This window comes from uncultured Ruegeria sp., from assembly GCF_947489545.1.
Lineage (GTDB): Bacteria > Pseudomonadota > Alphaproteobacteria > Rhodobacterales > Rhodobacteraceae > Ruegeria.
On record NZ_CANLDZ010000045.1, the window covers coordinates 1 to 11380 of the forward strand.

At 54.9% G+C, this 11380-nt stretch carries 8 protein-coding genes; 4 read left to right on the plus strand and 4 right to left on the minus strand.

From position 1 onward, the window contains the following. The first annotated feature begins 644 nt into the window (after positions 1 to 644). The 4 genes from Q1B13_RS26170 (at position 645) to Q1B13_RS26185 (ending at position 6435) form a co-directional block, all read left to right on the plus strand. A complete protein-coding gene (locus Q1B13_RS26170) occupies positions 645 to 1217 on the plus strand; it encodes a hypothetical protein (protein WP_299085794.1) in 573 nt (190 codons plus the stop codon). 220 nt (positions 1218 to 1437) lie between these two features. Beyond that, positions 1438 to 1965: a hypothetical protein gene (locus Q1B13_RS26175; protein WP_299085792.1), complete on the plus strand. Its 528-nt coding sequence runs from the start codon at positions 1438 to 1440 to the stop codon at positions 1963 to 1965. A gap of 241 nt (positions 1966 to 2206) precedes the next feature. Beyond that, positions 2207 to 3310, plus strand: a complete 1104-nt coding sequence (locus Q1B13_RS26180) for an efflux RND transporter periplasmic adaptor subunit (RefSeq protein WP_299085790.1) — start codon at positions 2207 to 2209, stop codon at positions 3308 to 3310. A gap of 8 nt (positions 3311 to 3318) precedes the next feature. Next, positions 3319 to 6435 carry an efflux RND transporter permease subunit gene (locus tag Q1B13_RS26185; protein ID WP_299085788.1) on the plus strand — a complete coding sequence of 1039 codons (3117 nt, stop codon included), beginning with the start codon at positions 3319 to 3321 and terminating at the stop codon, positions 6433 to 6435. Positions 6436 to 6446: 11 nt separating this feature from the next. Here the strand turns inward: Q1B13_RS26185 and Q1B13_RS26190 are convergent, their stop codons facing one another. The 4 genes from Q1B13_RS26190 to Q1B13_RS26205 all read right to left on the minus strand — a co-directional run. After that, positions 6447 to 7742 carry a cytochrome c gene (locus tag Q1B13_RS26190; RefSeq protein ID WP_299085787.1) on the minus strand — a complete coding sequence of 432 codons (1296 nt, stop codon included), beginning with the start codon at positions 7740 to 7742 and terminating at the stop codon, positions 6447 to 6449. 2 nt (positions 7743 to 7744) lie between these two features. Continuing rightward, entirely contained in the window at positions 7745 to 8263 is a 519-nt protein-coding gene (locus Q1B13_RS26195; protein ID WP_299085785.1) for a 2Fe-2S iron-sulfur cluster-binding protein, read from the minus strand. Position 8264: 1 nt separating this feature from the next. Next, the gene (locus tag Q1B13_RS26200) at positions 8265 to 11066 is read right to left on the minus strand and encodes a molybdopterin cofactor-binding domain-containing protein (protein WP_299085783.1); all 2802 of its coding nucleotides are present in this window, start codon (positions 11064 to 11066) and stop codon (positions 8265 to 8267) included. Positions 11067 to 11191: 125 nt separating this feature from the next. Beyond that, positions 11192 to 11380, minus strand: a 189-nt coding sequence (locus Q1B13_RS26205; RefSeq protein WP_299085781.1) for a hypothetical protein, incomplete at its 5' end; no start/stop codon positions are given.

The following is an 11380-nucleotide window of genomic DNA, read 5'->3' on the forward strand; positions in this document are numbered from 1 at the left end:
AGACATCTGTGCCCGACTTAGAATATCGCGAAGTCACGCGCTTACTTCAATCCGGACCTCGGATGCTGGTCGTCTGAGTCAGTTTTGTGATCATGGCTGAACTTAACCGCAGCTCGCCACGCCAATCAGAACGGCTCTCTGCTGGCTTTTTCTCTGTGTCGGCGGAGTAGATCTTCAAAGCAAGGCCGGGTCAGAATCTGACAAAGCCTGACACTCAGTCGGCCATTTCTTAATGGCGGAAAAAATGTCCGGCTTTGGTTTCGAGAACCGGGCGTTGAGTACGCCATTAAATGCTCGAAAAGCTGGATTTATGCAATCTGACCCGGCTTCAACCTTTGCGTTCCGCTAAGAATGATTAATTCTCTCCAAAAATGTATACCCAATACACAAAGTTTGGCGGAGAACACGAGCTGTCTGGCTCCGTGCGTTGGTTTAGTGTCGAGAAACGAAAGATCACTAAGCCTGCTTCAAAGGAATTCGATTTCACTTTGTGTTTGTTTGATTAAGACTTGCCCATGTTCTCTTGAAACGCGTGGCGGCCAACGCGAACTTAAGGGGAGCGAACAGGTCTTAAGAACCATGTTCTTCGTGTAAAGGTCTGCTTGTATTTACCCAAATGCAGCAAGCCACTTAGGGAGTATGAGATGAAAACGTCAGCCAGAATTCTCGGAACAGCAATGATGACGGGTTTGATCGCAACTGCGGTCGTGGCCCAAACGTCAGAGGACAAGAATGCGCCTGAAAGCTTTTTGTTTGTTCAGCATGCAGATACCGCGACGTTTGCAGGCACAACGCTCACATTAGAGGGCGCAGATCAGAACGTTATTATGTTCACGGATCGGCCTCACCGGGCTTCGTTCACAATACCGATGGTTGAACTTGTAAAAAGATGGGGCGAAGGTGATGATAGTTTTGCCGCCGATCCGCCGAATGCCGCACTGGTCGGCGAAACCGAAGATGGGAAACCTGTTTCCTTGATTGTCGAGATAACAGACCCAGTGCTTAGTGATGGTGCGATCAGTTATCAATACAGCGCCATCAAAGGCGACGAACAAAGTTCAATCGAAAACCCATACGTAGTGATAGACGGTTCTACTTGGACTCTCTGGGCCCAAGGGTTCGCGAACGATATGGTTGGCGCCGGTGCAACGGGCAGCAGTCAGATTTCAACAGCAGTGACGATTGATACTGATGGGGCTGAGGTAACCGGCAACTAGCCTGCTCCTTAGAACAGATTGACCTGATTGAAACGAAAAATTCAAACGTAGGTGAAGAAATCGTTAGCGCCGGTTGGCCGTCGCGCAATCAGCGAGAGAAAAACTCTATCTGAATTGCTTCAGCGATATCACCCATCGTGATTCAGGTGACAATAGACCTTCTTATGTAAACCAAAGCAAACACTCTGTTCTCAGGTTGCTTTTATCAAGGACCAAAAAAATGTGTCAGAACATCAAACTATTTTCCATTGCGATTGCCGCAGTAGGCTTAGGAACGTCGGCAATTGCAGAATCTTCACAAGACTTTAAGACTGCGGAAAGCGTTCTTCTTGTACAGCACAGCGACAAGGCCGCGATGTCCGAGGGATTGCTTACGCTGGTGGGGGCGGACAAGAACCTCATAATGTTCACGGATCGGCCGCATCGGGCCGCCGCAACAATTCCAAGCGAGCAACTGGTTAAGATCTGGAGCGAAGGCGACGATAGTTTTGCTTCTGATCCACCAAACGCCGCTCTTGTTGGCCAGCAAAATGGCAATCCCGTTTCATTGATCGTCGAACTGACGAACCCCAGGGCATCGGGTGACGATTTTGTGTTCGGTTACAAGATCATCGAAGGTGAAGAAGTGCCTGAGATCGATCAAGCCTATATCGTAATTGACGACTGTTTTATCTGTCTTGGAGACGTCGCAAATTTGGCCACAGGTAACCCTTTAGATTATATCCTAAATCCAAATGACCCAAAATGACTTCAAAGGCCTGTTCGTCTGGGCAGTGTTCTCCGGGTGGGGTGAGCCTAAGATGTCCTGACTTCGGCAGTTTAGGTCCACATTGCGTGTTTAGGTGTGGGGTTTCTTTTCGGCCGGTGAGTCAGTCTCTGCCTCCTCCGGTTCTGCATTCGGCACCTAACACCGGGACGAATTGCGTTGCGCCGCAGAACTGGGATGTGGATAGTGTTCTGATACCTCCAACAAAGCAGTCGAGCACTTAATGAACTCTGCTACTCTTCTCCAAAGCATTCTGGCCGCGATTGTATTGGCCAGCCCTAGTATTGCGGAGTCGGAAGCGCCAGCACCACCCAGTGTGGTTGTTGCTCCGGCGACACTGCAAGAATTGCAGAAACAAGAAGAGTTTGTAGGGCGTGTCGTTGCAGACCAAAGCGTCGACCTGCAGGCGCGGGTCGAGGGCGTTTTGGAGGAGGTCAACTTTACCGAAGGAGGAACGGTTAAAAAAGGCGACAATCTCTTCAGGATCGAAAAGAGAAAATACTCTGCAAGTGTCGAAAGTGCTCAAGCCGCATTAAAAAGCGCTCGGGCCAGTGCGCAAAGCGACCAGGCCGCGCTGGACCGGCAGAAGACCCTGTTTGACAAAGGCGATATCCCCCAATCGGTTCTAGACACTGCCTTGGCCGCGTACGCTGAAGGCCAGGCCGCCGTTGATGAGGCTCAGGCCGCGCTGAAGATCGCGCAGATTGATCTGGATTACACCGAAATCGCCAGCCCTTTGGACGGACGGATCGGATTGTCCTCGGTCGATGCGGGCAACCTTGTCGATTCCGCTAGTGGTGTTCTTGCGACGGTCACAAGCATTGATCCCATTCTCGTCAGCTTTTTCGTTAGCGAGCCCGTTTTGCTGCGCGAACGCCGCAATGGGTCTATTTCCCCTCAAGGCGTCAAGCTGACGACACAAATTACTCTGGCCGATGGTGAAACCTACGGAACCGGAGGCAAAGTGACCTATGTCGGCGACAGCGTCAGTCAGGACACTGATACAATCGAGCTAAGGGCCACATTCGCCAATCCGGACGGGCTTCTCATTCCCGGTCAGATCGTCATCGTTGCGCTCAGCGGATCGGACGATGCCAAGGTTTTGACCGTGCCACGCAATGCGGTGCAGTTTGACAAGCAGGGCTATTTCGTCTTCTCCGTCGATGGCAAAAATACGGTTCACCGGACGGATATTGAAATCGGCACTCAAACCTCGACCAGCACCCAGGTGAATTCGGGCTTGAAGGATGGTGATCGGGTCGTTGTGCAGGGGTTGCAGAAAATTCACGACGGGTTGGTTGTGGATCCGGTCGATAGTCAGAGTTAGGGCTCGGCTTGATCTCTCACTACTTCATCAATCGCCCGCATTTCGCTGCTGTTATCGCGATCTTGATGGTGCTTTTTGGTGCAGTGTGTGTAAGGCTGATGCCAATCTCGGAATATCCGAACATCACACCTCCGCAGATTTATGTGGCCGCGTCATATCCCGGCGCGGATGCGCAGGTCATCCAGGAATCCGTTGCCACACCCATCGAGGAACGCGTGAACGGGATCGACGGCATGTTGTACATGCAGTCTAAAAGCTCGAATGACGGCAGTTACGTGCTGAGTGTTTCGTTCGAGTTAGGAACTGACCCTAACGTTGCAGCGGTTGAGGTGCAAAACCGCATCGCCCTGGCTAGCGCGGAACTGCCATCGGTTGTCCAACAGCAAGGGATCGAAGTTACCAAACAATCCGGCAACATGATCCTTGTGATCAACCTTACCTCGCCCGACGGGTCCCGGGATGAGTTGCATCTCAGCAATTATGCGGCCAATTTTCTGCATGACCCATTGCAGCGTTTACAAGGGGTTGGTGGGGTCTCTCAGTTCGGCCAGTTGGAATACAGTATGCGGATCTGGATCAACCCGGTTCGCATGGCCGCGCTGAATATCACCGCTTCAGAGATTGCCGATGCGATTGAAAACCAAAACGTTGTCGCAGCTGTCGGGCAGGTTGGAGCCCCACCATTTGGCGATGCCCGTACAGATTTTCAGTTCAAACTGCGGACCGAAGGCCTGTTGCGGGATGCCGCAGAATTTGGCCGGATCATCATTTCAACAGGTGATGACGGATCGGTCACGCGACTGGAAGATGTGGCGCGGATTGAACTCGGCTCAGCGACATATACCGGGTCGTCGCAACTGAATGGAAAAGATACAGCGGCCATTGCCGTGCATCAGGAAAGCACGGCCAACGCCTTAGAGATTTCAGACAGTATCCATACCCTGATGGGTGAGCTTTCAAAGAAGTTTCCTGATGGCGTATCATATGAGATCACCTATGACGTGACGGACGCCGTTCGTGTTTCTATCGAAGATATCCTGGAGACACTGGCGCTTACAGCCGGGTTGGTGATCGCGGTTACGTTCCTCTTTCTGGCCAATTTCCGGGCGACTATTGTGCCGGCGATTGCAATCCCTGTTTCGCTGTTGGGCGCCGTCGCGCTGATCTATGCGATCGGGTTTAGTGCGAACATGATCACACTGTTCGCTTTGGTTCTAGCCATTACACTAGTGGTCGATGATGCAATCATCATCATCGAGAACGCAGAACGCATTCTGAATGAAGACGGCCTTGATCCGCGCGAAGCTACGCTCAAAGCAATGTCACAGGTCAACCGACCGATCATCGCGACCACGTTTGTGCTTGCCGCGGTATTTGTACCGGTGTGTTTTTTCCCTGGCATGACCGGAACGATCTACTACCAGTTCGCAGCGACGATCATTTTCGCATTCGTGCTGTCAGCCGTAAATGCGCTGACCTTGGCCCCGGTGCTCTGCACCATGGTTCTAAAGTCAGGTATGAAACCGATTGGTCCTTTGGGTTTTGTGCCCGAAGCTGTCTCATGGATCAGGCGGCAGTATATGCGGCTTGTGTCGCTAATGTTGCGGTACATCACTGTCTCGCTACTCGTTTTCGCCGCCTGTGTTGGAGCGACAGTATATCTGTTCAAGACGGTGCCAACCGGTTTGATCCCACAAGAGGATAACGGTGTCTTGCTGGCGGCGATTGCCCTGCCGGACGGTGCCTCGCTTCAGCGTACACAGGCCTTCATGTCCAAGGCAGGTGAGGTCATCGAAAAGGCCCCCGGAGTGGACACGGTAACCACCGTCTCTGGCGCCAGTATGCTGGCAGGCACCCGCTCGAACGCCGGAATGGCGATTGTCACGCTTAAGTCATGGGATGAACGCAAAAGCCCCGAACTGCATTGGGAAGCGATCATGCGGGATCTGGATCAAAAGCTGGCAACTCTGCCCGAAGCAGAAAGCTATGTGTTTCCGTTTCCGACTATCCATGGCCTCGGGTCGACGGGTGGTATTTCGGTCGAACTGCTGGATCTTGAAAAGGGCGACGGGGAGCAGCTGGATTCAGTGATGAATGGCTTCGTCACGGCCCTGAACGCGGCACCAGAATTCGTCCGCGCACATGGCAGCTTTTCTGGTCAGACTCCGCAGTATCGCCTATCAGTCGACCGGGATCGCGCGGAGGCGCTTGGCGTGAGCGTTTCAGACATCTTCACAGCGCTGCAAGCTAACCTCAGCACTTATTTCGTTGACAATTTCATCCTGTCCGAACGCGTCTATTGGGTCGCCATCTCAGCCGATGCACAGTTCCGGCAAACGCTGGATGATGTGGACAACATCTACGTCAAAAACAGCGCAGGCGAGTCACTGCCGCTAAGAAACTTTCTGAGCAGCGAACCTGTTCTCGCCCCGGATTCGATCCCTCGGTACAACTTGTTCACGGCTGCATCGGTCAGCGCGCAATTGGCTGAAGGTGCCAGTTCCGGCGCAGGCATCAAAGCCATGCAAGAGATCGCAGATAAAACGCTGCCCGATGGCTTCCAGATCGAATGGTCAGGCGTAACGCAGCAGGAAGTTAAGTCCCAAGACATGGTGCCTTACATCATGCTGTCGGCGCTGATACTGGCCTATCTGTTTCTGGCGATCTTGTACGAAAGCTGGATCTTGCCGCTGTCGATCATTACTTCAGCCGTCTTTGCTTTGCTGGGCGCTCTCATTCCCATTTGGTATTATCCGTTTCTCACCAGCAACATTTTTGCTCAGATCGGTATGGTGTTGCTGATCGGACTGGCAGCGAAGAAAGCCATCATGGTTGTCGAGTTCGCCAATCAGCAAAGAAAATCCGGCGCCAGCATTCGCGATGCCGCAATAAAGGCGGCAGAAATTCGGTTTCGGCCAGTCACAATGACTGGCTTGTGTTTCATTGTCGGGGTTCTTCCTCTGGTGCTGTCCAGTGGGGCAGGTGCAGCAGCCCGGGTCTCGATTGGCTATCCGGTCCTGTTCGGTATGATCGTCGATAGTACCCTGGGTCTATTGATGATCCCGGTGCTGTATGCGGCGTTTCAGTCTGCGAAAGAATATCTGGTTTCGCTTCGGACGCGTTAAAACGGCGTTACCTACTTCTGGGCTTCACTCAATATCGCTTGAACGGATTCGGCTCCTGCCGGCGGCAGGTTCGAATTACCGAATTGCAGGCGCAGGTAATTCACCAGGTCCGTTATCTCCGCGACGCTGAGCCGCCCGCTAAACGAGGGCATTGGGCCGAAATTCGAACCTGGACCGGTTGCGTCCAATCCTTGATCGATGACCAACACCAAATTTACCGCATCTGCCTGTGACACGGTGCTGTTTCCGTACAATGCAGGCATAACACCGGGAATGCCTTGACCCTCGCCCCCATGGCACAACGAGCAGTTGCTCAGATATAGCGATTTGCCCCGGGCCGCATCATAGGTATGGGATAATTGGGCGACCGCGGCCGATGCTTCGGATTGTCCGCCATCATCAGTGCTTCCCGTTTCGGGCGGCTCTGTATCCAGATTTAGCAGATAGCTGGCGATGGCCGATCGGTCCCCGGGTTCAGCTTTGCTGAGCGAGTTCTTGATCGCCAGATGCATCTCTCCGAATGCTGTTCCCTGTGGCCCGGCCCCTGTCGCAAAATATGAGACCAGATCGGCGTGCGTCCAACCTTGCCGGGCCAATCCGGCTGTGGTGATGTCGGGTGCCTCAAAATCAGTCAGCTGCGCGCCGCTTAGGGCTCTATCATTCTCAAGCGCACCTAAGGCATTTCGGGGCGTGTGGCACTCACCGCAATGTCCGAGACCGTTGACCAGATACGCGCCTCTGTTCCATTCATCGCTCCGGGATGGATCGGCTTCAAACTGATGCCGGGCGGCGAACAATGCGTTCCACCCGAACAAAGACAAGCGGATGTTGAAAGGGAATGGCAATGTATTTTCCGGTACCGCCGCGTCGACCGGATCAAGGCTCATGAGATAAGCAAACATGGCATCGCTGTCGTCGCGGGTGACCAGATGGTACGAGGTGTAGGGCATGGCCGGATAGATCGGGGCCCAGATGTTATCCGCACCAAAGGCCAGCACCTGATAGAACTCGGCCGATGTCATATCGCCGATCCCTCGGGCTGAAGGGGTGATATTCGCCGAATAAATCCCGCCGCCAAATGGTGTTTCCAGAAACCGGCCCCCTGCGAAGGATGCACCGTTTTCCGCGGTGTGGCAGGACACGCAATCGCCCAGAGTTGTCAGATACTCTCCCGCGTCGATGCTGGCCTGATCCGTAGCCAAAGGGCGCTGTTCCACCGTCGGGACACCCCAGAAGTATGCGAACGCAAGATATCCCAGGCCGCCTAACGCTCCAAGAGTTGCAAGGGCTTTCAGAACGCGTGCCATAGCTAGTCCTCTTTGGTCAGAGTGGCGTCCGACAGGATCACATCACGCATCGCCTCAAAGTACCGGACATAACCACTGCATCTGCAGATGTGGTCTCCCAGTCCCGAATGGACAGCTACCTCAACCTGGTCTTTGGTTACCGGGTCTGCGCGAAGCTGTGCGATCAGCGCGGTGCCCGCGTTGACAAAACCTGGTGTGCAATAACCGCACTGAAACGCAAAATTGTCGACAAACGCCTGCTGAACCACCGACAGTTTGCCGTCGGTGGCATGCCCCTCGACCGTTATGACAGAGCTATCGGCAAAGGTTGTAGCGCCTGCGATGCAGGTACGCCGCGTGGTAATGGTGCCGTCTGGTTCCTCGACCATCACAATGCAAGCATGGCAGACGCCGATGCCACAGCTGAACTTCGTACCGGTCAGTCCCAGCACATCGTTCAGATAGCTCACCATCGGCAGATCGTCGGGTACATCGTGCGGTCCAACTGCCTTACCGTTCACCTTCATCATTAGCTGGGGCATATCACAATGCCTCTCTGATCTTGTCCGGCGTGGCGGGTAGAGAATTCACCCGTGCGCCGACCGCGTTGTTGATTCCGTTGAGAATAGCTGGGACGACAGGGATCATCACAACCTCGCCCATGCCCTTTGGCGGGTCTGTATCACTGATCGGGTCCAACACTTCGAGCGTTGTTTTCCACACCGGGACCTGAGCAGCCTTTGGGATGTGATACCGGTTCAGGTTCCAAGTTCCGTCGCCGGGTCCGCCGTCGTAAAGCGGCAGATCTTCGTACAAAGCGTATCCAATACCCATGGCGATCCCGCCCTGCGAAATGCCCGACACCAGTTCGGGAACGATTGGGCGACCGCATTCCAAGACCTGATGGACGGCCTCGACTCTGACGTCTCCGCTGACCTTGTCGACAGCTAAACCCACCACGGCGCCACAGGCGGCGTAATAGTTGACGCCAACCTTTTCAAACTCGGTCGAAGGGAAATTGACCTCGGTCCGGTCAATCAATGTCCAATCCTCGCCGCCTTGCCGGATGGCCAAAGCGTCAATCGCCAGCGTCTCGGATTCACCTTTGATCGGGAACGTCGCTGTGGTCCAGGACCAGCGGTTGAAGCCATGCACCATGGCCCCGGTCACCAGGCCATCACGGTGCGCACGGGATGCGAGCTGTTCCAGTGTCAGGGGCTCCATTCCTGCGCCGGTCAGTTTGCCATCGACCCAGCGCATCTTGTCAAATGTCAGGAATTCGCCTGCGGCCTCGCCGGACAACGGACCCTCGCTCCAGATCGAAAGGGCGGCGGGCCAGAGGCCGTATCGCATGATGACATACGCCGCCTGCGCTGGCCCGTGGCTGTTGACGCTCGCCCCGACAGACGCGCCCGTAGGTGATCCGATCAAGGGCACCCAGCGCGGGTTCTTCGCCGCCTTGTCCTGGTCGGCCTGAGTGATCGCCCAGGCATTGCCTGAGGTTTCCAGCTTTAGCGCGTCCCAGGCCCCCTGCACGAACATCTCGACCTTATCGGCATTTCGCCCCATGTAATCCCCGACGCGCCGGGCCGAGGCAGTTGACAGGCCAGTGCCCATTTCCACCCCGTCGCTGTGCAGCGTGATCCTACCCTCGGGCGACAAGGTGACGGATGCGCGGGTTGCATCGCCGCCGCCTCCGTAATCCTTCATCACGCACGCGACCCCAACGCCATAGGTCTTGCCCGGATTGGCAGATTCATATGCGCTTTTGTCTTGAGCACGGCTCTGCCAGAGCGCACTTTGTTCCAGCCGGTCAAGGACTTCGACGGATCGCGCCGCGCCACTGGCGGCGTTGCCGGTCAGGTTCAAATACCCGGTGCGCAGAGCGTTCTGGCGGCGCAGCTCGAACGGGTCTTTTCCCAGATCAATGGCCACTTCGTCGACCAGGCATTCCATCGCGGTCATCGTCTGCAGAGTTCCAAAACCGCGCATCGACCCAGCAGGGACGGCAATGGATTTCGTGGCCGTCGCCGTGACGTCGCTTTTGGGAACGTAGTAGATTGAGGTCGCGTTGGTCGCCCCAACATGGGCCACAACGGTCGAGAAATTGGCGCGCCCGCCGCCGTTACAGACAAGATCGCACACATAAGCTTGGAACTGGCCGGTTTCAGGATCAACGGCCAGTTGGTTTTTGATCTCGAAGGCGTGACGCTTTAATCCTAGCTGGAATTGTTGAAAGCGGTTCAGCGCCAGGCGCGTCGTGCGACCCGGCGAGAACAGCCCGGCAAGCGCAACATACAGCGGCAGAATGGTGTGATCTTTTCCGCCAAAACCGCCCCCCATCGACGAAAAGTGGCCATCGACCTCGCCCACCTTGTGCGGTGGTTTGGCGGATTGCACCAGATTGCCAACGGCCGTCAGAATAGCTTGTGGCGACTGGACCCCAAGCATCAGGGACAATTTCTTGTCCGCTGCTTCATAGGTTGCCAGCCCGGCCTCGGGTTCCATGAAGACATGATCAATAGACTGGGTTTGGAAGTTCTGGGAATAGAGCTTCCCGGACTTACCGTCCTTAAGACCGGCTCTGATCTGGTTGCCGTAAAAACTTGCCCGTTCGGGTGCCGCACCTGTCGCATCGGCCTTGGCCCAGACCGGGGCTTCGGTATCGCGAAACCGGCGCGGTCCGACCCAACCATCCAGCAGGGGCGAGTATACATCCGGCCCATAAGGGCTTTCACCCGCAATGCGGGTAAAGCGGTACGCACCATATGGAGTTTCTTCGGCAGGAGGTCGTGTATCGCCCAATGCAAAAATGGCATCATTGCCTACCAGAAAATGCTGTGCGCGCTGAAAGGTTGCGAGGTCATCGTAGATCAGCAACGCAACGGGTTGCCCCAAATACAGCGGCAGAGTTCCGGGCTTGCAGAACAGGTCAGTGTTGAAGAACCCGGTTGCGGCCAGTCCAGCCTTGTCCAGTTCATCAGCGGTAACAACCCGGTCCGGTTGCATCTGGTCACCCAGCCCGGACAAGTCCAACCCTTTGAAAACCTTGTCAGCCTGCGGCGACAAAACGAGCGTTGCATAGCTCATATCATCCGGCCAGCCGTCCAAATCGGCGCCACGCACATCATTAGCATAAAGCTTGGCGCCGGTGACTTTGGCATACCCATCAATGCGGTAATTTACTTGGGTCCCGTCCGGTCCGCTCCAACCAGGCTCAATAGGCAAAGGTTCCCCGGGTGAGAATGCATAGGTCATCGTGGGTTTGAGCGCTTCGGACGCACCCACCATGCCCGCCGTTATCAACAGACGCCTGCGGGTCCAGAAATGCGGTGACTGAGTCATGGTCGATCTGCCCTAAGCTGCCTTATGACCACCATAAGCGGTCAATATGTTATTTGAAGTGAAACGACATTAAACCACCAGAAAACCGCCAAAAAAATTACGGGACCCGAATTAAGGGTCTGGCCCTATCGGGCATTATTCGACAACGTGGCCTTCAACCGCCATTCGCTCAATGGAATTACCGTGTTGTCAGCATTGCCTGTGGCGTTCTCAAACAGAACAGTGATCGTTTGCAATGCGCCCGAGTCCTGAGCCTGCAGATCAATCATCAATCTGCCGACGCCAGAATTTGGGTTCTGGTTGGCGCAGTCTGA

Excerpts from the sequence above, each read along its gene's own strand:
- Q1B13_RS26170 (WP_299085794.1), top strand. The coding sequence starts at position 645 with ATGAAAACGTCAGCCAGAATTCTCGGAACAGCAATGATGACGGGTTTG.
- Q1B13_RS26175 (WP_299085792.1), top strand. The coding sequence starts at position 1,438 with ATGTGTCAGAACATCAAACTATTTTCCATTGCGATTGCCGCAGTAGGC.
- Q1B13_RS26180 (WP_299085790.1), top strand. The coding sequence starts at position 2,207 with ATGAACTCTGCTACTCTTCTCCAAAGCATTCTGGCCGCGATTGTATTG.
- Q1B13_RS26190 (WP_299085787.1), bottom strand. The coding sequence starts at position 7,742 with ATGGCACGCGTTCTGAAAGCCCTTGCAACTCTTGGAGCGTTAGGCGGC.
- Q1B13_RS26195 (WP_299085785.1), bottom strand. The coding sequence starts at position 8,263 with ATGCCCCAGCTAATGATGAAGGTGAACGGTAAGGCAGTTGGACCGCAC.
- Q1B13_RS26200 (WP_299085783.1), bottom strand. The coding sequence starts at position 11,066 with ATGACTCAGTCACCGCATTTCTGGACCCGCAGGCGTCTGTTGATAACG.